The 22,059-nt window shown below is 65.7% G+C and carries 20 protein-coding genes and 1 tRNA gene; 7 read left to right on the top strand and 14 right to left on the bottom strand.

Annotated features, from left to right (window positions below):
- Positions 1-3: 3 nt before the first annotated feature.
- Entirely contained in the window at positions 4-1,341 is a 1,338-nt protein-coding gene (gene glmM, locus NDB2M1_RS12625; RefSeq protein WP_072382801.1) for a phosphoglucosamine mutase, read from the bottom strand.
- A gap of 79 nt (positions 1,342-1,420) precedes the next feature.
- On the opposite strand from glmM, the gene NDB2M1_RS12620 reads away from it, so the two are divergent.
- On the top strand, positions 1,421-2,734 hold the full coding sequence (locus NDB2M1_RS12620) for a dicarboxylate/amino acid:cation symporter (RefSeq protein ID WP_072382799.1): 1,314 nt from the start codon (positions 1,421-1,423) through the stop codon (positions 2,732-2,734).
- Here NDB2M1_RS12620 and NDB2M1_RS12615 read toward each other — a convergent pair.
- Entirely contained in the window at positions 2,724-3,872 is a 1,149-nt protein-coding gene (locus NDB2M1_RS12615) for an AI-2E family transporter (RefSeq protein ID WP_083554839.1), read from the bottom strand. The two genes, NDB2M1_RS12620 and NDB2M1_RS12615, sit on opposite strands and share 11 nt — an antisense overlap.
- 67 nt (positions 3,873-3,939) lie before the next feature.
- Entirely contained in the window at positions 3,940-5,130 is a 1,191-nt protein-coding gene (locus NDB2M1_RS12610) for an N-acetyltransferase (protein ID WP_072382797.1), read from the bottom strand.
- Positions 5,131-5,248: 118 nt separating this feature from the next.
- Between NDB2M1_RS12610 and NDB2M1_RS12605 the strand changes: the two genes are divergently transcribed.
- Positions 5,249-6,382, top strand: coding sequence for a fatty acid desaturase family protein (locus NDB2M1_RS12605; protein WP_072382795.1), 1,134 nt, complete (start codon positions 5,249-5,251; stop codon positions 6,380-6,382).
- Here NDB2M1_RS12605 and NDB2M1_RS12600 read toward each other — a convergent pair.
- Genes NDB2M1_RS12600 through NDB2M1_RS12590 form a run of 3 tightly spaced genes read right to left on the bottom strand, consistent with a single transcriptional unit; the run spans position 6,361 to position 7,979 of the window.
- Complete coding sequence (locus NDB2M1_RS12600; protein WP_072382793.1) at positions 6,361-7,137, bottom strand: sulfite exporter TauE/SafE family protein; 777 nt, start codon at positions 7,135-7,137, stop codon at positions 6,361-6,363. The two genes, NDB2M1_RS12605 and NDB2M1_RS12600, sit on opposite strands and share 22 nt — an antisense overlap.
- 4 nt (positions 7,138-7,141) lie before the next feature.
- Positions 7,142-7,654, bottom strand: coding sequence for a rhodanese-like domain-containing protein (locus NDB2M1_RS12595; protein WP_054123493.1), 513 nt, complete (start codon positions 7,652-7,654; stop codon positions 7,142-7,144).
- Between the two features lie 4 nt (positions 7,655-7,658).
- Positions 7,659-7,979 (bottom strand): ArsR/SmtB family transcription factor, encoded by a 321-nt coding sequence (locus NDB2M1_RS12590; RefSeq protein WP_072382791.1) that lies wholly within the window; start codon positions 7,977-7,979, stop codon positions 7,659-7,661.
- 69 nt (positions 7,980-8,048) lie between these two features.
- On the opposite strand from NDB2M1_RS12590, the gene NDB2M1_RS12585 reads away from it, so the two are divergent.
- On the top strand, positions 8,049-8,942 hold the full coding sequence (locus NDB2M1_RS12585) for an MBL fold metallo-hydrolase (protein WP_072382789.1): 894 nt from the start codon (positions 8,049-8,051) through the stop codon (positions 8,940-8,942).
- Here NDB2M1_RS12585 and lptG read toward each other — a convergent pair.
- The 5 genes from lptG to NDB2M1_RS12560 all read right to left on the bottom strand — a co-directional run bounded on the left by lptG (position 8,926) and on the right by NDB2M1_RS12560 (position 14,897).
- Positions 8,926-10,026, bottom strand: coding sequence for an LPS export ABC transporter permease LptG (gene lptG, locus NDB2M1_RS12580; protein WP_054123490.1), 1,101 nt, complete (start codon positions 10,024-10,026; stop codon positions 8,926-8,928). The two genes, NDB2M1_RS12585 and lptG, sit on opposite strands and share 17 nt — an antisense overlap.
- Complete coding sequence (gene lptF, locus NDB2M1_RS12575; protein ID WP_054123489.1) at positions 10,016-11,260, bottom strand: LPS export ABC transporter permease LptF; 1,245 nt, start codon at positions 11,258-11,260, stop codon at positions 10,016-10,018. Before lptF ends, lptG begins: the two co-directional genes overlap by 11 nt.
- A gap of 124 nt (positions 11,261-11,384) precedes the next feature.
- A complete protein-coding gene (gene clpS, locus NDB2M1_RS12570) occupies positions 11,385-11,783 on the bottom strand; it encodes an ATP-dependent Clp protease adapter ClpS (RefSeq protein WP_231625108.1) in 399 nt (132 codons plus the stop codon).
- A gap of 206 nt (positions 11,784-11,989) precedes the next feature.
- A complete protein-coding gene (locus NDB2M1_RS12565; protein ID WP_072382787.1) occupies positions 11,990-12,805 on the bottom strand; it encodes a phasin family protein in 816 nt (271 codons plus the stop codon).
- A gap of 181 nt (positions 12,806-12,986) precedes the next feature.
- The gene (locus NDB2M1_RS12560; RefSeq protein ID WP_072382785.1) at positions 12,987-14,897 is read right to left on the bottom strand and encodes a PHA/PHB synthase family protein; all 1,911 of its coding nucleotides are present in this window, start codon (positions 14,895-14,897) and stop codon (positions 12,987-12,989) included.
- Positions 14,898-15,045: 148 nt separating this feature from the next.
- Between NDB2M1_RS12560 and NDB2M1_RS12555 the strand changes: the two genes are divergently transcribed.
- The 3 genes from NDB2M1_RS12555 (at position 15,046) to NDB2M1_RS12545 (ending at position 17,224) form a co-directional block, all read left to right on the top strand.
- The gene (locus NDB2M1_RS12555) at positions 15,046-16,245 is read left to right on the top strand and encodes an LL-diaminopimelate aminotransferase (RefSeq protein WP_072382782.1); all 1,200 of its coding nucleotides are present in this window, start codon (positions 15,046-15,048) and stop codon (positions 16,243-16,245) included.
- Positions 16,246-16,272: 27 nt separating this feature from the next.
- Positions 16,273-17,073: a crotonase/enoyl-CoA hydratase family protein gene (locus NDB2M1_RS12550; RefSeq protein ID WP_072382780.1), complete on the top strand. Its 801-nt coding sequence runs from the start codon at positions 16,273-16,275 to the stop codon at positions 17,071-17,073.
- Positions 17,074-17,150: 77 nt separating this feature from the next.
- Positions 17,151-17,224: transfer RNA gene (locus NDB2M1_RS12545), tRNA-Cys, on the top strand.
- A 391-nt stretch (positions 17,225-17,615) separates the two neighbouring features.
- On the opposite strand, the gene NDB2M1_RS12540 is transcribed toward NDB2M1_RS12545, so the two are convergent.
- The 3 genes from NDB2M1_RS12540 to mdlC are packed head-to-tail and all read right to left on the bottom strand — an operon-like array spanning position 17,616 to position 21,021.
- A complete protein-coding gene (locus tag NDB2M1_RS12540; protein WP_072382779.1) occupies positions 17,616-18,116 on the bottom strand; it encodes an aromatic-ring-hydroxylating dioxygenase subunit beta in 501 nt (166 codons plus the stop codon).
- Positions 18,113-19,450: an aromatic ring-hydroxylating oxygenase subunit alpha gene (locus NDB2M1_RS12535; RefSeq protein ID WP_072382777.1), complete on the bottom strand. Its 1,338-nt coding sequence runs from the start codon at positions 19,448-19,450 to the stop codon at positions 18,113-18,115. The genes NDB2M1_RS12540 and NDB2M1_RS12535 overlap by 4 nt, the downstream gene beginning before the upstream one ends.
- A gap of 14 nt (positions 19,451-19,464) precedes the next feature.
- The gene (gene mdlC, locus NDB2M1_RS12530; RefSeq protein ID WP_072382775.1) at positions 19,465-21,021 is read right to left on the bottom strand and encodes a benzoylformate decarboxylase; all 1,557 of its coding nucleotides are present in this window, start codon (positions 21,019-21,021) and stop codon (positions 19,465-19,467) included.
- A gap of 105 nt (positions 21,022-21,126) precedes the next feature.
- Here mdlC and NDB2M1_RS12525 point away from each other — a divergent pair, with 105 nt between their 5' ends.
- Positions 21,127-22,017 carry a LysR family transcriptional regulator gene (locus NDB2M1_RS12525; protein WP_072382773.1) on the top strand — a complete coding sequence of 297 codons (891 nt, stop codon included), beginning with the start codon at positions 21,127-21,129 and terminating at the stop codon, positions 22,015-22,017.
- The last annotated feature ends 42 nt before the right edge of the window (positions 22,018-22,059 follow it).

Raw genomic sequence — 22,059 nt, 5'->3', positions numbered from 1 at the left:
TCCTCAGGCGGCCTTGCGGACCGCGTCGCAGATCGTGTCGACCACCTGTTCGACCTCACGCGCGTCGTCACCTTCGGCCATCACGCGGATGACGGGTTCGGTGCCTGAGGGGCGGATGACGAGACGGCCGCGCCCGGCAAGCTGCGCTTCGGTCTCAGCGATCACAGCCTTGACGCTGTCCGCTTCCAGCGGCTTGCCGCCGGCAAAGCGGACGTTCTTGAGGAGTTGCGGGACGGGGTCGAACAGATGCAGCGTTTCGCTCGCGGGCTTGCCCGAGGCGACCAGCGCGGCGAGCACCTGCAGCGCGGCGACCGTGCCATCGCCTGTCGTGCCGTGATCGGTCAGGATCATGTGCCCTGATTGCTCGCCGCCGACGTTGTAGCCGCCCTCGCGCATCTTCTCGAGCACGTAGCGGTCGCCCACGGCGGTGCGCGCGAGCTCGAGGCCGAGGCCATTGAGGTAGCGTTCGAGGCCAAGGTTCGACATGACCGTCGCCACCACGCCGCCGCCGCGCAGCTTGCCCTGCGCATGCAGTCGGCCGCCGATCAGCGCCATGATCTGGTCGCCGTCGACCGTCTGGCCTTTCTCGTCGACCACGATCAGGCGGTCCGCATCGCCATCGAGCGCGATGCCGATATCGGCGCGCACTTCGCGCACGCGGGCTTTCAGCGCATCGAGATGAGTCGAGCCGACGCCCGCGTTGATGTTCTTGCCATTTGGTTCGACCCCGATGGCGATCACTTCGGCGCCGAGTTCCCACAGCGCCGAGGGGGCGACATGATAGGCCGCGCCGTTCGCGCAATCGACAACGATGCGCAGGCCATCAAGCCGCACGTTGTGGGGGAGCGAGCCCTTGACCGCGTGGATATAGCGGCCGCGTGCGTCCTCGATGCGGCGGGCGCGGCCGACATCGCCGGACTCGGCGAGCGGCAAGTCCTGCTCCAGCATCGCCTCGATCGCGAGTTCGTCCTCGTCCGAAAGCTTGAAGCCGTCCGGGCCGAACAGCTTGATCCCGTTGTCCTCGAACGGGTTGTGGCTCGCGGAGATCATCACGCCGACATCGGCGCGCATCTCGCGGGTGAGGAGGGCGACGGCCGGCGTCGGCATCGGCCCGAGCAGCACGACGTCCATGCCGACGCTGGTGAAGCCGGCGGTCATCGCGTTTTCGAGCATGTAGCCCGAAAGGCGCGTATCCTTGCCGATCACCACGCGGTGGCGATGATCGCCGCGCAGGAAATAGGTGCCTGCGGCCTGGCCGACCTTCATCGCGGTTGCCGCCGTCATGACCCCGGCGTTGGTCCGGCCGCGGATCCCGTCGGTGCCGAAGAATTTGCGTGCCATAGCCTGAAATGAATCCTTGTCCGCTGCGCCGATCGGCGCGGATTGCCATATGTCCCTACACGCTTAATGTCACCGCCCCATGAACGAAGCGATTAACGATACGTCATCAAGGGCGCCGAGCCCCCTGCCCGAGATCACCAAGGTGCCCACCTTATGGACCTTCATCGGCCTGATCGGCGGACTTGGCCTTGGCCTGCTCATGGTCATGCGCGCGCCCGGGGCCTTGGCGCCGCTGCTCGCGGTGGCGGAGCCTTTGGGCGACATGTGGCTGAGGGCGCTGCGGGCGACGATCATTCCGCTGGTCGTCTCGCTGCTGTTCATGGGCGTGGTGCAGACCGTGGCAGCCGCGCGCGCCGGAGCGATGGCACGGCGGGCACTCGGATGGTTCTACCTGATTCTTGCAGGTGGCTCGGCGATGGCGGGTTTCCTGGTGCCGACCCTGCTTGCGGTGATCCCCAGCCCGCCGGGGGCCATCGAGGCGCTGCGGGCAAGTGTCGCCGCGGCCGATGCGAAGGCGGCGGGGCCGCTGCCGGGTGTCGGCGATTTCGTCGCTTCGTTCGTGCCGGCCAACGTGTTTGCCGCCGCCGCCAATGACCAGATCCTGCCGCTGCTCCTCTTTACTGCGATCTTCGCCGTTGCGGCGGCGCGGCTCGCCAATCGCCAGCGCGAGAGCCTGCTGACCTTCTTCGAGGCCGTGGGCGGGGCAACGCTGGTGGTGGTCGGCTGGATCCTGTGGGTCGCGCCTGCAGGCGTTTTCGCACTGAGCTTTGCAGTCGCGGCGCATACCGGTGCTGCGGCCATCGGTGCGCTGGCGCACTATGTGCTGATCGTGACGCTGACGGGGACCGTGATGTTCCTCTCGGCCTATCCCATCGCGGTGCTGTTCGGGCGCCAGCCGCTGGGTGCCTTCGCCCGCGCGGTGATTCCGGCGCAGGCGCTGGCGCTTTCGACGCAATCCTCGCTCGCCACGCTGCCGGCCATGTTGGGCGCCTGCCGCCAGCTGGGCATTCGCGACCGCGCGGCCGAGTTCACCCTGCCGCTGGCGGTCGCGCTGTTTCGCGGGACGGGCCCGGCGATGAACTTCGCGGTGGCGCTCTACCTCGCGCACTGGCTCGGGGTGCCGGTCGATGGCTGGCACATGGTGGCGGGCTTCGCGGTCGCCTCGGTGATGAGCTTCGGCGCGGTGAGCCTGCCCGGCGCGATCAGCCTCGTCACCTCATGCGGGCCGATTGCGCTGGCGATGGGCGTGCCGGTGGGGCCGTTGGCGCTGCTGGTCGCGGTGGAAGTGTTGCCTGATCTCATGCGCACGCTGGGCAACGTGACGCTCGACGTGGCGGTGACGGCCGTGGTCGACGCGATGCCGGGGCTGGACGAGGAAAAGGCTAGCGAGTGACCACCTGTGCGGGCCGGAACAGCGGCTCGCCGAGCAGGAAGCCGATCACGTTGGGGCGCCCCAGATTGTCGAGCATCGCCTCGATGATCAGCAGGATCGGCACCGAGAGCAATGCGCCGGGCACGCCCCAGATCCACGAGAAATAGCTGATCGCGACGAGGATCGAGACCGGGCTGACGGTGAGCCGCGCGCCGAGGATCGCGGGGGTCACGAAGTTCGCTTCGATGGCGTGGAGCGCGAGGAAGGCGAAGACCGGCACGATGCCCACGGCCATCGAACTCGCCGTGCCGAGGCCGACCAGCCCGAGGAGCGCCATCATCGCCAGCGGGCCAAGGTAGGGCAGGAAGTTGAACACGAAGGCGAGGCCGCCCCACATGATCGGCGCGCTGAGCCCGAAGGCATAGGCACCGCAGGCGACGATCACGCCGACGCCGAGGTTGATCAGCGCGACCGTGAGCAGATAGCCCGCCACCCGGTCCTGCACGTCGCGCATCACGCGGGCGATGCGGACTGACGCGTTCACGCTCTCGCCATCGCGCGCGAGGCGGCGGCGCACGCGCAGGCGCGTCTCGATCATGAAGAAGGTCATCAGCATGGTGACCAGCGTCTCCAGCACGAGGCTGGGCGTGGCGAAGGCGACCTGCTCGATGACCGAAGGGCTGGCGAGCACCACCTCGCGCGGGCTGTGGCCGAGAAGGCGCGCGAGCTGGCGGTTGAAATCGTTGATCCACGCGAGGTTGCCGCGCAGCTCCGCAAACCGGCGGCTGACCACGGTGAGCATGTCCGGCACCTGATCGACCATGGCGAAGGCCGGCTGCAGGATCAGCGCGAGCGCGAGGACGATCACCCCGGCCATCGTCAGCATGGCGAAGAGCGCGGCCAGCATGTCGGGCAGGCCAAGGCGGCACATGCGGTCAGCCAGCGGGGCGAGAATGATCGTGATGACGACGGCCGAGACCGGCGGCAGGAACACCACCGAACCGATTGAGAGCACGAAGGGCAGTGCGAGGAACAGGCCCGCCATCAGCAGCAGCACGATGGCCGATTGCAGCCGCGCGCGCGTATCGCCCGCCCATTCGTCGGGCAGGCGGGGCAGGGCGGTGCCTGCTTCCAGTTCCGGATCGGGCATGTCGGCCATATGCTCTTCTTGTGGACCCCGCGTGTGGCCGGATCAAGGCGGGGGACTGCGCGTTAACGCATATGTCCTAGCCGGCCAATTCCTTGCCGTAGATCACGTATTCCTTGTTGACCTTGCTGTCGATCGCATCGGCGATGGCGACCATCCCCTGGTTGTCATCGAGGATCCAGCCGATCTCGCCGCGGCTGGCGCCGTAGTTCGCGACCGAATTGCGGCGGATGTACTCGATCATCATGAAGGCCAGCTGACTGGCGAGGCGCGAGGCCTGCAGGCGCTTGCGCACGCCCATCAGCGGCACGCGCATGGTGCGCACGCGGGGCTTTCTGAGCCACAGGAGGAGCTTGGCCCAATTGAACGGGAACAGCGAGCCGCCCATGGGTTTCAGCACTTCGTTGAGGTCCGGCAGCGTCATCATGAAGGCCACCGGCTCGCCGTCGTACTCGGCGATCATTATGAGGTCTTCGCGCACGATCGGTTTGAACTTCTTGCCCGCGTAGGCGATCTCGGTGTCGGTGAAGGGGACGAAGCCCCAGTTGTCCGACCAGGCATCGTTGAGGATGTCGAGGATCAGCTTGGCTTCGGAATCGAACCTGCTCTTGTCCACGCCGCGGATGCGGATGCGCGGGTTCTTCTCGCCCGAGGCGACGATGCGCTGGATCAGCGGCGGGAACTCCTTGCTGATATCGAGCTCGTAGGTGAGCAGCGACTTCGCCGGGGTGTAGCCCATGCCCTCGATATAGGCGGGATAGCGCTTGCTCTGGTGGCCCATCATGACGGTCGGCGACTGTTCGAAGCCGCGCACGAGCTGGCCCGGTTCCTCCCAGATCGACATCGAGATCGGGGCGAGCACGCGGGTCATGCCCTTTTCGCGCAGCCAGTCCTCGGCGCGGGCGATCAAGGCCTTGGCGACGGCTTCGTCTTCCGCTTCGAGCAGGCCCCAGTTGCCGGTGCCGGGGCCCATGCCCTGCACCGGGTCCATCGCGACGGCGAGGTGGTCGATATGCGCCGAGATGCGGCCGACGATCGTGCCGCCGCCAGGTCCATTGCGGCGCGCGAGGAACAGCTGGACGTCCGCGTGCTCGAAGAACGGGTTCTTGCCCGGCGTGACCAGTTCGACCGCTTCCATGTGCAGCGGCGGCACCCAGGCTGGATCATTCGCGTTGATGCGATAGGCATAGTCCACAAAGGCAGTCCGGTCGGCCTTGCTGGAAACCGGGGTGATGACTACTTCGCCGCTAGTGTCTGGAGTTCCGGCCACGATCTTGCCTTTGTTTGGAAGTATTGCAGAAAAATTCAGGGCTTGCCTGCGTTGGCCCGGGCCGGATTGTCAAGCCGAACGCAGCACTAGAACTCTCGGATCAATCAGGAAACGTCGCATGCTTGCCTCTCCCCAGCTCAATCCGGCGCTCGAAACGGCTCCGCAGCCTCCGGCCGCCGCGCCGGAAGCCGCTGCGATCCTCGCGCGCACGCCGGACGACAAGGCGATGCTGCGCGCGGCGGTCGAGCTGACGCGCGATCTGGGCGAGGCGAAGCCGTCGATCTTCTGGCCGGACATGCTGGCCTCGGCATTGACGGGCTATGCCGCGCTGGCAGGTGCAATCCTTTCGGCCAATGTGTGGATTGCAGTCGCCTCCGGGATGCTCTCGGCACTCGCGTTCTACCGCGCGCTGCTATTCATCCACGAGCTTTCGCATATCCACCGCAATGCGCTGCCGGGCTTCCGTTTCGTGTGGAATGTGATCGTCGGCATACCGATGCTCACGCCCTCGTTCATGTATGAAGGCGTCCACCCGCTGCACCATGCGCGCACGCGCTATGGCACGGCGGAAGACCCGGAATACCTCCCGCTCGCGCTGATGAAGCCGTGGTCGCTGCCGGTGTTCCTGCTGACCGCGATCTTGCTGCCCGTTGCCCTGCTGGTGCGCTGTGCGGTGCTGACGCCGCTGGGCGTGATCGTGCCGCCGCTGCGGAAGCTGGTGTGGGAACGGGCTTCGGCGCTGGCGATCAACCCTTCGTTCAAGCGCCGTCTGCCCGAGGGTGAGTTCGCGCGGATGGTGTTCTGGCAGGAACTGGGCGCGACGGCCTGGGCATGGTTCCTGCTCGGCTGGTCGGCGACGCATGGCTGGCGGCCGCTGCTGATCGGCATTGCGGTGATCGCACTCGGCGCCGTGCTCAATCAGGCGCGCACGCTTGTTGCTCACCTGTGGGAGAATGAGGGCGAGACGATGACGGTGACCGGGCAGTACCTCGATTCGGTCAACGTGCCGCCGCCGGGCTGGGTGACGGTGCTCTGGGCCCCGGTCGGCCTGCGCTATCACGCGCTGCACCACTTGCTGCCGAGCGTGCCCTATCACGCGCTGGGTGAGGCGCACCGGCGGCTGACGGCCGATCTGGGTGCAGGTTCGACCTACCAGAAGTCGAGCTATGCCGGATTGTTTCCTCTGCTCGGGCGGCTGGTGCGCAGCACGATGGGGCAGCGTTCCGGGGCTCAGCGCCTCAGCGTGACGTAGACGCCGACGGCGATCACCAGCACGGCGAAGGCTTTCTCCACAAGGCCGCGATGCGACGCAAGCGCTGCGGTGCCCTTGATCCCGAGCGCCGCGCCGACTGCGCCGCCGATGGCGAGCACGCCGACCAGCGGCCAATCGACATAGCCGGAGAGCGCGTAAGACGTTGCCGTCGTCGTCCCCAGCGCTGCGACGATCACCAGCGAGGTGCCTGAGGCGAAGCGCATCGGCATTGCGGTCGCGGCGATCAGGCCGGGGACGATGAGGAAGCCGCCGCCGATTCCGAAAAACCCTGCAAGCAGGCCCGTGCCGAGGCCGATGGGGATCAGGCGCGGGAGCAGCCGCCCGGCGCTGGCGGCGTTGAGTTCCACGTCGGCGCGCTCTTCGCCCCGGCGGGGGCGCAGCATCGCGAGGCCGACGACGACCATCAGCAGGCCGAACAGCATGAGCAACCGCTTGCCATCAAGTGCTTTGCCCAATTCGGCACCGAGCGTGGCACCGAACACGCCGGCGAGGGCGAAGACTCCGGCGCAGCGCCACTTGACCGTCCCGGCGCGGGCATGTCCGGCGAGGCCGACCAGCGCATTGAGCGTGACGGCTACCGCGCTGGTCCCTACCGCTGCGTGCGCCGAGGACACGCCGACCATGTAGACCAGCAGCGGCGTCATCAGAATCGATCCCCCCGCCCCAAGCCCGGCGAGGATCAGCCCGATCACCGCACCCGAGCCCAAAGCGGCGAGGATCATCGCCAGCGGCATGGCGTCAGGCCGCCGATTTCCGGTTCCACGGCATCGCTGCCAGCAGCTTGGCCATGCCGCACCATCCCGTTGTGCCCGCGAACATCAGGCCCGCGCCGACAAAGGCGGAAAGGCCGAAGAAGGCAGGTTGGAACAGCACGCCCAGCACCACCCCCAGCACAACGAGCGCACCGGCTGTGATCTGGACCTGACGCATGATTTCCAGCGGTGCCTTGCGGTTCTCCGCAAGGGGCAGGCCTGCTGCGCGCCATGCATCGAGGCCGCCTTCAAGGAGGTAGGCCGGACAATCGCTGGCCGCACCAAGCCGGGAGGCGTTGGCGGATGTGCGCATGCCGCTGCGGCAGTGATAGACTACTGCCGGAGCATCGCCGACGCGGCCCAGCGCATCGATCGGGCGGTTCTCGGAGCCGGGAATGCGGACGCGATCAAACTCATCAGGCGAGCGGATGTCGATCAGCCGCGCGCCGCCGGCCATCAACCGGCGTGTTTCGGCAGGGGAGATCAGGGGCAGTGTCATGGCCTTATTCCTCGGTACAATAGAGCTGGTAGAGCGTGGCGAGCAGCGCCTCGATCCGCGCGTCGGCGATCCGGTAGCGCAGCACTTGCGCGTCGCGCGTGAAGGCGACCAGGCCTTCCTCGCGCAGGCGGGCGAGGTGCTGCGAGAGCGCCGATTGCGAGAGCTCGACGCGCTGGGCAATGTCCCCCACCTTCATCTCGCCGGCTTCCGCCAGTGCACAAAGCACCATCAGCCGGTGCGGGTTCGCCAGCTCGCGCAAGGTCGCCGCGACCGCAGTGGCGTTTGCTTCGAACGTGGCGTGATCGAGGGGAGGGTGGATCTGCATGGACCCTATATATCAGCACTTGCTAATTTAGCAATACCTAATATAGAGAGTGCCCGAAAGGACCCGACCATGAACTCCAAGCCCGAGATTCTCGCCTTCTTCGATGAGCCGACCTTCACCGTGACCTACCTTGTTGCCGATCCGACCACCGGCGCGGCGGCGGTGATCGATCCGGTGCTCGACTATGATCAGGCCTCGGCGCGGATCGGTGCCGCATCGGTGGAGGCGCTGCTGGAGGCGGCGGCCGAGCGCGGCTGGAAGATCGAGATGGTGCTTGAAACGCACGCGCATGCCGATCACCTCAGCGGCGCGAAACTGATCGCCGCGCGTACTGGCGCATGGATCGGGATTGGCGCATTGATCACCCAAGTGCAGGCAACCTTTGTGCCGATGTTCGGGGCAGATGACGTTCTGCCGGAGGGGCGCGATTTTGACCGCTTGCTCCATGACGACGAGGTTCTGCCGCTCGGCAATCTGGTCTTCACCGTGATGCATACCCCGGGGCATACGGCAGCCTGCATCAGCTTCCGCATTGCCGACGCGGTCTTCGTCGGCGACACCGTGTTCATGCCCGATTACGGCACCGCGCGGACCGACTTTCCGGGCGGCAATGCCCATGCGCTCTACGCCTCGATCCGGCGGATACTTTCACTTCCGGACGAGACGCGGCTGTTCCTTTGCCACGACTACAAGGGGCCGGGCCGGTCCGAGTTTGCATGGGAAACGACCGTCGGCGAGCAGCGCCGCACCAATGTGCAGGCGCATGACGGGATCGATGAGGCCACCTTCGTCGCACAGCGGCAGGCGCGCGATGCCACGCTCGCGCCGCCGCGCCTGCTGTTGCCGTCGATCCAGGTGAACATTCGCGGCGGGCGTTTGCCGCCGGCCGATGCGCAGGGCTTGCGCGCACTGCGGCTGCCGCTGCGCGCGGGCGACGAGGGTGCGGCTACTCTTCTGTCCTGACCAGCACCGTCTCGCCGATCAGCAGGAACAGGAAGAACGGCGCCCACGCGGCGAGCAGCGGCGGGTAGCCGCCGAAGTTGCCCATCGCCAGCGCGGCGTTGTCGACCACGAAGTAGGCAAATCCGAGCGCCATGCCGATCACCGCGCGGACGAACAGCATGCCCGAGCGCGCAAGGCCGAACGCGGCGACCGCGCCGAGCAGCGGCATGAGCAGCGCCGAAAGCGGGCCGGAAAGCTTGTGCCACCACTTGCCTTCGAGTTCGCTGGTGCGATAGCCCGCGCTGCGGATCGCCGCGATGGAGTTCGACAGCTGGCCGATCGATTCCCCATCTGCGTCGGCCTTGCGGATCACCACTTGTGCGGGATCGACGCTTTTCGCGAAGACCTGATCGGCACTGTAGGTGATGCGCCGTGCGCTCTGCACGTCGAAGCCGGTCGGCTTGGTGAAGTGCCAGCCGGGCCGTGCGTAAGTCGCTTCGGGCGAGCGCACGATCTCCACCACGGCGCTGGACCGGTCGCGGCGGTACCAGCTGACATCGGTCATGCGCGTGGCGGCGCCTTGCCCGGTGACCGCACGCGCGAAGAGAACGTTGTTGCCATCCTGCAGCCACACGTTGCTTTTCACCGCACTGTCGCGGGGGATCGCCTTGTACTCGGCCGCCTGCCACGCCTTGAGCGTCGCGGAGGAGCGTACCACGACGCGCTCGTTGAAGGCGAAAGTGACGAGCGAGGTGAGCGCGGCGACGAGGAACAGCGGCGCCAGCACCTGATGCGCGGAGAGGCCGGCGGCTTTCAGCGCGATGACCTCGCTGTTCTGGTTGAGTGTCATCAATGTGATGATCGTTGCCAGCAGCACCGAATAGGGCAGGAACCGGCTGATCAGCTGCGGCACGCGCAAGGAGGCGTAGGTCAGCAGCTGGCCCTGCCCATTGCCCGGCGCGGCGAGGATCTTGCCGCTTTCGCTCAGGAGATCGAGCATCTGGAGCACGAGCACGAGCATCAGCAGCACGGCGATGATCCGCACCGCGAACATGCGACCGATGTAAAGCGTGATCGTGCGCGAGGGGAAGAAATCAAGCTGCATCGATCGCTCCTGCTGCGTCGATGCCGACATTCCTGGCGCGCGGCTGGCGCGCGGCGAACAGCTTCATCACCGAGCGCGCGATCTTGGCAAAGCCGGTCTCCAGCGCGCCGATCGGCTGGCCGCCGGGGACATAGGCAAGGCGCCAGTACATCGAGACAATCAGCGCGGCGAAGAGGACGAACGGCCCCCACAGCGCCAATGTCGGATCGACCCGGCCAAGGCTGGAGACGTCCTGCCCGTATTCGTTGACCTTGTGGTAGGCGACCACCATCACGATCGAGACGAACACGCCGAGTGCCGAACTCGAGCGCTTGGGCGGCACCGCCAGCGCGACGGCCAGCAGCGGCAGCAGAAACATCATCGCCACCTCGACCAGTCGGTAGTTGAGGTTGGCGATGCTCTGCGCGCGCGCCAGCTTGCTTGAATCCTTGCTCCAGCCGATGCGCAGCAGCTCGGGAAGGAAGTACTCGCGGTCCCGCTCGCCGCGGCTGCGGAACTGCTCGATCTTCGGAAGGTCGATCGGCAGGTCATGCGTCGCGAACGTCAGCACGCGCGGCGAGGTGATGCCCGGGCCGTCCTGCACGATCTGGCCTTCGGAAAGGCGCAGGATCACCGTATCCGGGTTTTCCTTGTTGGCGAAGAACTGTCCCTCGCGCGCGGAGATCACGAGGACCTGCCCGTCCTTGGCGGCGATGCGCGCGAAGATGCCGCGCAGGTCGCGCCCTTCGTCGCGGCTCGCATCGACGCGCAGCGCAGTGCGGTCCTGCAGCGTGTTGAACTCGCCCACCTTGATAGAGGCTCCCAGCGCGCCGGAGCGCAGATCGAACTGGAGTTGCTCGTAGTAATAGCGCGAGAGCGGCTGGAGATAGCCGACAATAAGGAGGTTGAGCGCGGCGAGGACCACGGTGAACAGGTAGGGTACGCGCAGCAAGCGGGTGTAGGAGAGGCCCACCGCGCGCATCACGTCGAGCTCTGACGAGGTGGCGAGGCGGCGGAAGGCGAGCAGGATGCCCAGCATCAGCCCCAGCGGAATCGCCAGGCTGGCGTATTCGGGCAGGAGGTTGGCCAGCATCTTGAACACGACGCTGACCGGTCCGCCTTCGGTCGCCACGAAGTCGAACAGCTTGAGCATCTTGTCGAGCACGAGCAGCGATGCCGCGATCACGAAAACCGCGCACATCGGCACGAACACGAGCCGGGCGATGTACCTGTCTGTGGCGGTGAGAAAGGGCAAGGGCGGGGCGGCTCGCTGGGACCGAATGAACAGTTCCGGTTAGCCCGGTTCAGGGACAGGCGGAAGGCGGAAACACCGAGGTCCCAACGCATTTTGTCGACGCAAAAGGGCGATCAGACGCGAATCAGGCCTTCTCCAGCGTGCACTGCAGCGGATGCTGGTTCTGCCGGGCGAAATCCATCACCTGGTTCACCTTGGTTTCGGCGATCTCGTAGGGGAAGATCCCGCAGACGCCGACGCCCTTCTGGTGGACATGGAGCATGACCCGCGTCGCCTGCTCGAGATCCATGTGGAAGAAGCGCTTCAAGACCATCACGACAAATTCCATCGGCGTGTAATCGTCGTTCAGCATCAGCACCTTGAACATGCTGGGCTTCTTGGGCCGCGTGCGCGTCTTGGTCGCGATGCCGACCTGATCGTCACCACCGCCACCGGGGCCCTTGGTTTCGTCGTCGGCGGCGCGCACGGGGATACGCACCGTCGAAGCGGCAGTGCCTTCGGGGGCGCCGGGGTTGGATTTCATTGTCATGGCGTAGGAGGAATATCGCATCGCACGCCGCTGCGTACAAGAGGCGGGTAAACACTTGACCTCAAAGTCCAGCATCGAGGCCGCATTTCTGCTGCCAGCAACGACACGGCAGATACGACAACGGGCCGGAGGTAAATCCCGTCCGGCCCGCTTTCGTGTTCAGGCCCGGCCAGCGCGATTGCGCGGGCCGGAAGTGCCGATCAGGCGGCCTGCTTCATCTTTTCGACCGCGAGGCTGACGCGGTTCGAGATCGGCTGGAACGCTTCGCTGGCGAGCTTGAGCATCGCTTCGCTGTTCTTCGAGGTCGCGGCGACGGCGGCGTCGAACTGCTTGCGCAGCAGGGCGTTCTGCTTCTCGAAGAACTCGGCCGGCGACTTCACGGCGGCGAGTTCCTTGATTTCGGCCTGCATCGTCTCGACCACGGTCTTGGTCTCGGCGGCGTAGCTCTTGGTCATTTCCTGGATGCCGGTGGCGAGGATCTTGGTCGATTCGACGACGGCTTCCACGTTGCCCTTGGTGAAGGCGCCCATATCGCCCAGCGCAGCCTGGCTCTTTTCGAGCGCGGCTTTCGCCTTTTCGGCAGCTTCCTTCATCGCGGTCTGGATCGTCTCGGTCATTTCGGTGGTGGCGGCGTTCATGGTGAAGTCCTTCTGCTTGGCGACCGTGCTCTTCATGGAGGCGGCCTCGTTCTTGGTGGTCTTGGGCGTGCTGGTCTTCGCGGCGGGCTTCGGTGCAGACTTGACTGTGGTTACAGTCAGCTTTGCCGGAGCCTTCCGAGCCGGCTTTGCAGCCGGGGCTACCGGTGCATCCGCAGTCGCTTCGAGAGCAGGCGCGGCGACCTTGCGGGGACGGCCGGGCTTGCCCTTGAGTTTGGGAGCTTGCGTGGCTGCGGGAACCGGGGCGGCTTCCGCAGCAAGCTCTTCCGACTGCGCGGGCAGCTCGGCCGGGGCGATCTCAGCCTCGACAGCCAGCGCCGCAATTGCTGCGTCTGCGATGTCCTTGACTTCGTCTTCCATAACCTGACTACTCCTGCATCGGACACGCTCCATCGACATAATCCAACAAGTTGGATGCGCAGTGGACCGTGTTGCAGTGCACAAAATAGGCAGGTGGCGGGGTCAGGTCAAGGACTTTTGTGCACTGCACCATGAAGAGAAGTGCCCAGATTGGCGGCGTTTCGACCGTTCTTGGCAGAACTCAGCGGGTCTTGACGTAGCGGCCGGGTGCATCCTCGATCACCGCATCGCCGCGCCCGCCCGGCACGCGCTTGCCCTTTGCGGGAATCATGGCGCCATCCGACTCGCGAATCCACGCAATCCAGTCGGGCCACCAGCTGCCCTTGGTCTCGCGCGCACCCGCCACGAACTCGGCGAGCGTGGTGGCTGGACCATCATTGCGCCAATACTGGTACTTGTGCGCGTCCGGCGGATTGACCACCCCGGCGATATGGCCTGACCCCGCGAGCAGGAACCGCCAGGGGCCGGACAGCAGCCGCGTGAGCTTCCACACGCTCTCGGCGGGCGCGATATGGTCCTCCCGCCCGGCCTGGATGTAGCAGGGCGTGGCGATCAGCCTGAGGTCGATCGGTGTGCCGTCGATTTCCAGCGAGTCCGGCATGACCAGCCGATTGTCGCGGTAGAGGTCTTCGAGATAGGCCTTGTGCCACTTGGCCGGCAGGTTGGTGGTATCGCCGTTCCAGTGGAGCAGGTCGAAGGCCGGATAGTCCTCGCCCAGCAAGTAGTTGCTGACGACGTAGTTCCAGATGAGGTCCGTCCCGCGCAGCAGGTTGAACGTTGCGGCCATGTAGCGCCCGTCGAGATAGCCGTCGGTGGCAAGGCCCTCGAGCATCTTGATCTGGCTGTCATCGATGAACGACTTGAGATCGCCCGCCTTTTCGAAATCGACCTGCGCGGTGAAGAAGGTGGCCGAGCGCACCTTGTCCGCCTCGCCGCGCCGCGCCATCAGCGCGAGGGTTGCGGCGAGGGTGGTGCCCGCGACGCAATAGCCGATCGCGTGGACCTGCGGTACGTCCAGCCGCTCGCGGACCACGTCGATGGCTTCGACTTGCGCCAACACATAGTCGTCCCAGACGATGTCGGCCATCGAGGCATCGGCCGATTTCCACGAGACGATGAACACCGTCAGCCCCTGCTCGACCGCCCAGCGGATGAAGCTTTTCTTGGGGTTCAAATCGAGGATGTAGAAGCGGTTGATCCACGGCGGGAAGATCAGCAGCGGCACCGCCAGCACGTCGGGGGTCGCGGGGCTGTACTGGATCAGCTGGTAGAGCGGGGTCTCGTAGACCACCTTGCCTGGGGTGATCGCGATATTGCGTCCAAGCTCGAAAGCTTCGGGATCGGTGTGGGTGAGCTGGCCCTTGCGGATGTCGGCGAGCAGGTGCTCGGCGCCCTTGACGAGGTTCTCGCCGTGGGTCTCCAGCGTGCGCTCGATCACGATGGGATTGGTCATCGGGAAATTCGCCGGGCTCAGCGCATCGACCACCATCTTCGTGAAGAACTGCACCTGATGCTGGCGCTCGGGCGGCAGGCCCTTCACCTCGGCGGCCATGGCGGTGAGCTTTTCGGCGAGCAGCAGGTAGGTCTGGTGGAGCAGCGCGAACCACGGCTGATCGGCCCAGCGCGGATCGGCAAAACGGCGGTCCTTGCGCGGCAGCGGCGCATCCTCCGGCTGTTTCGTGCCCGGTCCGATGCCGTAGCGGCCGAGCACCTGCGTCCACAGTTCGAGCCCGTCCTCCCACAGCTTGGCCTGCGTTTCGGCCTGCGAGATCGGCAACGCGCTGTACCAATCGGTGAACATCGCGGTCCAGCGGGCGGGATCGGCCATGCGTGCCATCACCGGTTCGACCTGTCCCGCCTGTTCGGCGCCGAAATCGAGCCACATTTTCTGCAACTTTGCGGCGGACATCGCCCAGTGCTGCATTCCGGCGGGATCGGACGCCAGATTGGGCAGGGGGGTAGAAGCAGTGGGCAGGAACGGCGCGAACAGGGCCTGCACTGCCTCACCCTGCTGGCGCATCAGATCCTCGATCACGCCAGCATCCATCGGCGTATCGAGCGGATTTTCCGGCGGCGTTGCGGCGTCAGCCATAGTGGTCCCAGTCCCAGTTGCGCTTGGGGGTCCTATAGCGCCGATTCGGGCGCTTGTGATCCCTTCCGGTTCCCAGAGGCTTGCGATTGTCGTAAGGGGCATGCTGGCCGGGTGCTTTTGCCGGGCCAAAGGAGTGCGAGAAACCACCGTGACCGAAGAATTCTACCGCATGAAGCGCCTGCCGCCCTACGTCATCGCCGAAGTGAACGCGATGCGGGCCGCCGCTCGCGCCCGCGGGCAGGACATCATCGATCTCGGCATGGGCAACCCCGATCTCCCGCCGCCTGCGCATGTCATCGAAAAGCTCTGCGAAGTGGCGATGAAGCCCGACGCGCACGGCTATTCGGCGTCCAAGGGCATTCCCGGCGTGCGCAAGGCGCAGGCCAATTATTATGCCCGCCGCTTCAATGTGGAACTCGATCCCGAGAGCGAAGTGGTGATGACCATGGGTTCGAAAGAAGGGCTCGCCAGCCTCGCCACCGCGATCACCGCGCCCGGCGATGTGGTGCTGGCGCCCAACCCGAGCTATCCGATCCACACCTTCGGCTTCATCATCGCCGGGGCGACGATCCGTTCAGTGCCGACGACGCCCGACGAACGCTACTGGGAAGCGCTCGACCGCGCGATGCGCTACAGCGTGCCGCGGCCATCGGTGGTTATCGTCAACTATCCGTCGAATCCGACCGCCGAAACGGTGGACCTTGCGTTCTACGAGCGCCTCGTCGCCTGGGCGAAGGAGAACAAGGTCTGGGTGCTCTCTGACCTTGCCTATTCCGAGCTCTATTTCGACGGCAACCCGACGCGCTCGATCCTCGAAGTGCCGGGTGCCAAGGATGTCGCGGTCGAATTCACCTCGATGTCCAAGACGTTCTCGATGGCGGGCTGGCGCGTGGGCTTTGCGGTGGGCAACAAGCAGCTGATCGCGGCGCTGACCCGCGTGAAGTCCTACCTCGATTACGGCGCGTTCACCCCGATCCAGGCGGCGACATGTGCCGCGCTCAATGGCCCGCAGGATATCGTCGAGCAGAACCGCCTGCTCTATCAGAAGCGCCGCGACGTGATGGTCGAGGCGTTCGGCCGTGCCGGGTGGGAAATCCCGAGCCCGCGCGCCTCGATGTTCGCCTGGGCGCCGCTGCCGCCGGCGCTGCGCGAGATGGGCAGCCTCGAGTTTTCCAAGCAGCTGCTCACCCATGCCGAAGTCGCGGTCGCGCCCGGCGTCGGCTATGGCGAGGACGGCGAGGGCTATGTCCGCATTGCCATGGTCGAGAACGAACAGCGCCTGCGCCAGGCCGCGCGCAATATCCGCCGTTACTTGACCAGCATGGGCGTCAACGCCAGCGCAGCATAACAACGACAAAACCGGAGCAGGACCACAATGAAGTTCCACGATCGCGTCAGCGTCACTATCGAAGACCACGTCGCTCATGTTCTGCTCGACCGGGCGGACAAGATGAACGCGCTCGACGATGCGATGTTCGAGGGGATCGTGGCGGCGGGGAGCCATCTGCACACCGCCAAGGGCGTGCGCAGCGTGGTCCTTTCCGGCGCGGGGCGGTCGTTCTGCGCCGGGCTCGATCTTTCGAGCATGGGCAACACGGATCGGTGGGGCAGCGGCGGCAGCCTCACCGACCGCACCCACGGCAATGCCAACCGCGCGCAGCAGGCGGCGATGGTCTGGCGCAAGCTGCCGATGCCGGTGATCGCGGCAGTTCACGGCGTGTGCTTCGGCGGTGGGCTTCAGGTCATGAGCGGGGCCGATATCCGCATCGTGGCTCCCGATGCCCGTCTGGCCGTGATGGAAGTGAAGTGGGGCCTCGTGCCCGACATGGGCGGCTATGCGCTGTGGCGCGGCAATGTGCGCGACGATGTGCTGCGCGAGCTGACGTACACCCACCGCGAGTTCAACGGCACCGAGGCCGCGGCTCTCGGCTTTGCCACCCATGCCGATGCCGATCCGCTCGGCCGCGCGATGGCCTTGGCGAAGGAGATCGCCAGCAAGAGCCCGCATGCCGTGCGCGGCGCCAAGCTGCTCACCAACCGCACCGTCTATATGGACGAGGACGCGATCCTCATGGCCGAGAGCGTCGCGCAGCATGAATTGATGTATTCGCGCAACCAGATCGAGGCGGTGAAGGCCGGAATGGAGAAGCGCGTCGCCGATTTCGTCGATCCCTGAAGGGGAGGGCGCAAGAATCCCGTTGCGGCTCCGGCGAGGCTCGGCTAACCGCGCCGTTCCACGCTGATGCGCATCGAGGCCCGATGGCGGAGTGGTTACGCACCGGACTGCAAATCCGTTTACGCCGGTTCGATTCCGGCTCGGGCCTCCATTTCACCGTTTGAAGACGTCCGACAACGTCCGGTAAGCAGCTGTTTCACAGCGCTTTTTCTGATATAATCCTCCGCATCAGTGCGGGTCGATCCGACCGCATCCGGGACCATCGATGGTACAGGTGATGGATCACAGCCCGATGCTGGACGCGGATGTCCGTCAATGTCGGAAGGTGTGAAACGCAAATCTGGGCTCACCGCCAACGCAGTGAAGCACTCAAAGCCTCGGCCGAAAGCGTACAAGCTGTCCGACCGCGATGAACTTTCCTAGCTCATTGCAGCTAACGTACCGTGACGTAATTCACTCAAACGACGTCATAAGTCCGATTGCTTCATGGGGTGGGCATTTGATCGCAGACCTCCCGCGCATGCAGCCAACCGCAAGCGCTCTCAGATCGAATTGATGTCCACCACCGTCGGCACGGTGTCGTTGAGAAGAGTGATCTTCTTGCGCGCGATCAGCCATGCGCCATCCTGTCGCACCAGCTGGTATTCGTACCTTCCGAAGAAGCAGTCGGTGCGGTTCATCCGCACATCAAAGCGGTGGCAGGTGAAAGCTGCCGAGACTGTTGCTGCATCTTGGTCTGCTTCGAGCACCAGCACGTTGGTCACCTGATGCACCACGCGCGGCAGGGGCAGCGAGGCGACCGAGAGGCCGGAGGTCAGCCGCATCACCCGGTCCTCGAGGTTGCGGCGGCCCTTGTAGTAGATCAGCGAAAGTTCGCGGTCCGGGTCTTCGGTCGTCGTGGCCTCATCGCGCCAGGCCGGCATCCAGAATTCGACATCGGGGGTGAACAGCTCCAGCCATTGCGCAAAGCGCTGCCTGTCGATCAGCAGGGCCTCGCGGAAGAGCAGGTCCTCGGCTTCGGCGCGGGTGATGGGGGCGGTCATGCGGCGTCTCCGCCAGCCATGCGCTGCGCCCAGGCACGGTAGTAGCTGTGGAACAGGGTCTCGTCGCACAGCTGCGAATCCGCCAGCACGCTGCGCGCCGGGTTCATGCCCAAGAGGTCGGAAAAGCGGTTCCCGCCTTCCACCGTAGCTGTCATCCCCCGCGCATAGCCTTGCAGCCAGGGCTGGGCCATGCCGCCATAGCCAATCTGGCAGTTCTCGTACGAAACGGTATCGTCCGGTGTCGCCATGCCCGTCGGATTGAAGAAATCCTCGTACTGGCGGATGCGCTGGCGGCGCGCGGCGGCGCTTTCGCCCTTGGGCGCGATGCACCAGGTGCGCATTTCGGTGAGGCCGGGCGCCAGCGGATGGATCACGCGCAGCTGGCTGGATGCGTTTTCCGCCACCTGCAGATTGGGGAAGATCGTCAGGTTGCGCATGTTGAACATCCAGTCGCGCCGCCCCTCGCCGTGCCGTTCGGCCAGCGCGCCCGCGCTTTCATAAAGCGGGATCGCGGGGGTCACGCCGAAGATGCCCCAATTGAGCACGTGGCCATTGGCAAAGCTGTAGCTGCCGCCCGCGACGCCTTGCGCTTCCTCTTTCCAGTAGTCGCTGTTTTCCCACACCGAGGCGACGACGTCGGCGCTCAGTTCCTGCTGCCGCCGCTCCAGCACGCGGATGTAGGATGGATGCGCCGAGGTGAAGTGATAGGCGTCAGAGCAGTTCTCAAGCTGCAACTTCCAGTTCGCCTCATAGGTGAAGGTGACCTGCCCGGGGACCAGTTCCAGTCCGTCCGCGCTCTGATCGGCCACCAAGTCGAGTAGCTTCGCCGCCTCGCCAAGGTAGTCTGCCAGCGGCATAACATCGGCGGCCATGCTGCCGAACAGGAAGCCGCGATAGGCCTCAAACCGGGGCAGGGCTGCCAGCCCGTGGTCGTCCTGTTCGAAGGCCGCGCTGTAACAACCTGCCTTCTGCCACTTCACCGCCTTGCTGCGCCCGGCGCTGTCGAAGCTCCAGCTGTGATAGGGGCACACATGGAGCCGCGCGTTGCCGGCGCGCGTCTGCGCCAGCCGCGCGCCCTTGTGCGGGCAGGAATTGACGAAGCCGCGCAAGGTGCCCTCACCATCGCGCTGCACCATGACCGGGACGCGGCCCATCGTGGTGGTGAAGAAGTCGTGGGGGTTTTCAGCCTGGCTCTCGATGCCGAGGAAGACCCAGCCGCCCTCGAAGATTCGTTCGATCTCACGGTCGAACACCGTCTGATCTGTGAATATCGCGCGGTTGACGCGGAACACTCCGTCGGCGGGACGATCATCAACGAACCGGGTCACATCCATGGTCTCGTCCCTTCTCAGTCGATCACGGCTTCGACCAGCGTCGGCTTGTCCGCCGCCAGCGACCATGCCAGCGCCGCATCGAGTGAAGACGCATCCGCCGCGCTGCGCCCCTCGATACCATGCCCCGCCGCCAGCGCGCAGAAATCGAGCTCAGGAAACTGCGTCCCCACCAGAGTCTGCAGCCCGAACAGTCGCCCGAAGCTGTGCAGCGCCTCGTAGCGCCGGTTCTTGAGGATCACGAAGCTGACCGGCACCCCCAGCTGCGCAGCGGCATGGAGCCCCTGGATGGCGTACATCGACGAGCCGTCGCCCAGCACCGCGATCACCTTCTCGCCCGGCCGCGCCAGCGCCATGCCGACGGCTGCGGGCAGACCATGGCCAAGGCCGCCGCTGGCGCAGGTGTAGAACGTGTCCTTCGCCAAGATCGGCAGATAATCGTGCATTGTCCCACGTGTGGAAGGGGCTTCCTCGACGATCACGCTTGTGGGCGCGCGCAGCGCGGCGAGGCGCTGGAGCACGTAGGAATCGGTCATGGCCGAGCCATCGAGCACCGGCGGCAGGGCGCGCGGCACAGGGGCGGCGCGCTGGACGGCGGGGCCGATTTGCAACAGCTGCGCCAGCGCCAGCCGGGTGTTGGCAACGATCGCCGTGCCCACAGGGGCCCATGCCGCATGGACCGGATTGTCGCCGATCAGCCAGACCTCGGTGCCTTGCGCGATATGTGGCCCCTGCCCCTCGACATGGTAGAGGTTCATCGGCCCGCCCAGCGCCAGCACGAAATCGTGGCCCTTCAACGTTGCCACGATGGCCTCGCGCCCGGCGGTGAGGAACCCGGCGAACAGCGGGTGGTTTTCCGGAAAGCTGCACCGGGCCGACATTGGCGCGACCCAGACCGCGGCCTGATGCTGTTCGGCCAGCGCAATCACCTCGTCCCACGCCCCGTCGCGCGCGATGCCAGCGCCCACGACAAAGGCGGGTCGCTCGGCGCGGGCCAGCGCCGCTGCGCATTCGGCAATCGCGGTGCCTTCTGGCGCCCGCGCGGAATGGACCCTGCGCGCGGTGAACGGCTCGCCCGGCTGGTCCCAGTCGTCGATGGGGATCGAAACGAATGTCGGCCCGCAAGGCGGCTCCATCGCCACGAGATAGGCCCGCGCGATGGCCGCCGGCACATCCTGCGCTCGCGCCGGCTCGCAGGCCCATTTCACGAACGGCTGCGGGAACTCGGTCGCCCGCTCGGCGAAGAGAAACGGTTCATACGGCAGGATCGAACGCGCCTGCTGGCCCGCTGTGACCACCAGCGGGGTCTGGTTCTTGAAGGCTGTGAAGAGGTTGCCCAGCGCATGGCCCACGCCCGCCGAGCTGTGCAGGTTGATGATCGCGGCATTGCCGGTGCCTTGCGCAAAGCCATCTGCCATGCCCAGCACGACGCTTTCCTGCAGGCCCATCACATAGCGGAAGTCTTCTGGAAAGTCGCGGAACATCGGCAGCTCGGTCGAGCCGGGATTGCCGAAGATCGTGGTCATCCCCAGCTCGCGCAGCAGGCCAATCGTGACTTCGCGAACAGAAGGCATGGTCTCTCCCGGCGGGCCGGGCATGCGCCAGCCTCAGCAAGCAGAGTGCCCGCTTCGGGCCATAGCCACAATTGCAATCTTGGCAGAAAGTCATACGACGTACGTATGGATTTTGACGAACGCCAGCTGCGTGCCTTCATCGCCGTGGCCGATACCGGCAGCGTGGGCCGAGCTGCCGCCATCGTAAACCTCACCCAGCCTTCGCTCAGCCGGATGATCCAGGGCATGGAGCAGCGCCTAGGCCATCGCCTGTTCGATCGGTTGAGCACGGGGGTAGCTCTGACTCCGGCGGGCGAGATCCTGCTCGACCACGCGCGCCTCCTCGCCTTCGAGATGCAGGCAGCGCGCGACCAGCTCGATGCCCTGCGCGGGCTTCGGCGCGGTGTTGTCCGCATCGGCGCGGTAGCAGCGGTGATGCGCACGCTCGTCACCAGCGCCGCCGCTGCCATGATCGCGGCCTACCCCGACCTCTCGGTCGAAATGCGCGAGGGCACCGACAGCGATCTGCTCGGCGCGCTGCTCGATCGCAAGGTGGATCTGGTAGTCACCGCCGCACCGCTCGAATCCGACGCGGTCGAGGCCGTGGGCACTTGCGCCTACACCGACCGGTTCGGTGTGTTCTGCGCGGCGGAAAACCCGATTGCCGATAACCCCACCATGGCGGACCTTGCCGCCGAGAGCTGGGTCATGCCCGGCTCCACCGCCACCCCGCGCGTCCAGTTTGCCGGCCGTTTTCGCGAGCACGGTCTGCCGATGCCGCCCGTCCCGGTCGAGACCGCCTCGGTCGAAACCATGATCGCAGTCTCCGCCGCCAGCCGCCTGCTGTGCTGGCTGCCGGGTCCGCTTGTGGCGCCGCACCTCGCCAGCGGGACCATGCGCCAGCTGGACGTTCCGGCGCTCGAAACCGAGCGGCAGATGCTGCTTTACCGTCGGCGTACCGGCCTCCTGCCGCAGGCTGCACGCATGTTTCTGAACTTTCTCCCGATGCATGATTGACGACCTCCACCGATCCCCGAAAATTCGCGCGTACACGTAAGG

The sequence above is a fragment of the Novosphingobium sp. NDB2Meth1 genome, assembly GCF_900117425.1.
Lineage (GTDB): Bacteria > Pseudomonadota > Alphaproteobacteria > Sphingomonadales > Sphingomonadaceae > Novosphingobium.
Note: the sequence above shows the minus strand (reverse complement) of the source record. Positions and strands in the feature narration are given on the sequence as shown.

Bases quoted from the DNA above. Each gene is read 5' to 3' on its own strand.
- glmM (WP_072382801.1), bottom strand. From the start codon at position 1,341: ATGGCACGCAAATTCTTCGGCACCGACGGGATCCGCGGCCGGACCAAC.
- NDB2M1_RS12620 (WP_072382799.1), top strand. From the start codon at position 1,421: ATGAACGAAGCGATTAACGATACGTCATCAAGGGCGCCGAGCCCCCTG.
- NDB2M1_RS12615 (WP_083554839.1), bottom strand. From the start codon at position 3,872: ATGGCCGACATGCCCGATCCGGAACTGGAAGCAGGCACCGCCCTGCCC.
- NDB2M1_RS12605 (WP_072382795.1), top strand. From the start codon at position 5,249: ATGCTTGCCTCTCCCCAGCTCAATCCGGCGCTCGAAACGGCTCCGCAG.
- NDB2M1_RS12600 (WP_072382793.1), bottom strand. From the start codon at position 7,137: ATGCCGCTGGCGATGATCCTCGCCGCTTTGGGCTCGGGTGCGGTGATC.
- NDB2M1_RS12595 (WP_054123493.1), bottom strand. From the start codon at position 7,654: ATGACACTGCCCCTGATCTCCCCTGCCGAAACACGCCGGTTGATGGCC.
- NDB2M1_RS12590 (WP_072382791.1), bottom strand. From the start codon at position 7,979: ATGCAGATCCACCCTCCCCTCGATCACGCCACGTTCGAAGCAAACGCC.
- NDB2M1_RS12585 (WP_072382789.1), top strand. From the start codon at position 8,049: ATGAACTCCAAGCCCGAGATTCTCGCCTTCTTCGATGAGCCGACCTTC.
- lptG (WP_054123490.1), bottom strand. From the start codon at position 10,026: ATGCAGCTTGATTTCTTCCCCTCGCGCACGATCACGCTTTACATCGGT.
- clpS (WP_231625108.1), bottom strand. From the start codon at position 11,783: ATGAAATCCAACCCCGGCGCCCCCGAAGGCACTGCCGCTTCGACGGTG.
- NDB2M1_RS12565 (WP_072382787.1), bottom strand. From the start codon at position 12,805: ATGGAAGACGAAGTCAAGGACATCGCAGACGCAGCAATTGCGGCGCTG.
- NDB2M1_RS12560 (WP_072382785.1), bottom strand. From the start codon at position 14,897: ATGGCTGACGCCGCAACGCCGCCGGAAAATCCGCTCGATACGCCGATG.
- NDB2M1_RS12550 (WP_072382780.1), top strand. From the start codon at position 16,273: ATGAAGTTCCACGATCGCGTCAGCGTCACTATCGAAGACCACGTCGCT.
- NDB2M1_RS12540 (WP_072382779.1), bottom strand. From the start codon at position 18,116: ATGACCGCCCCCATCACCCGCGCCGAAGCCGAGGACCTGCTCTTCCGC.
- NDB2M1_RS12535 (WP_072382777.1), bottom strand. From the start codon at position 19,450: ATGGATGTGACCCGGTTCGTTGATGATCGTCCCGCCGACGGAGTGTTC.
- mdlC (WP_072382775.1), bottom strand. From the start codon at position 21,021: ATGCCTTCTGTTCGCGAAGTCACGATTGGCCTGCTGCGCGAGCTGGGG.
- NDB2M1_RS12525 (WP_072382773.1), top strand. From the start codon at position 21,127: ATGGATTTTGACGAACGCCAGCTGCGTGCCTTCATCGCCGTGGCCGAT.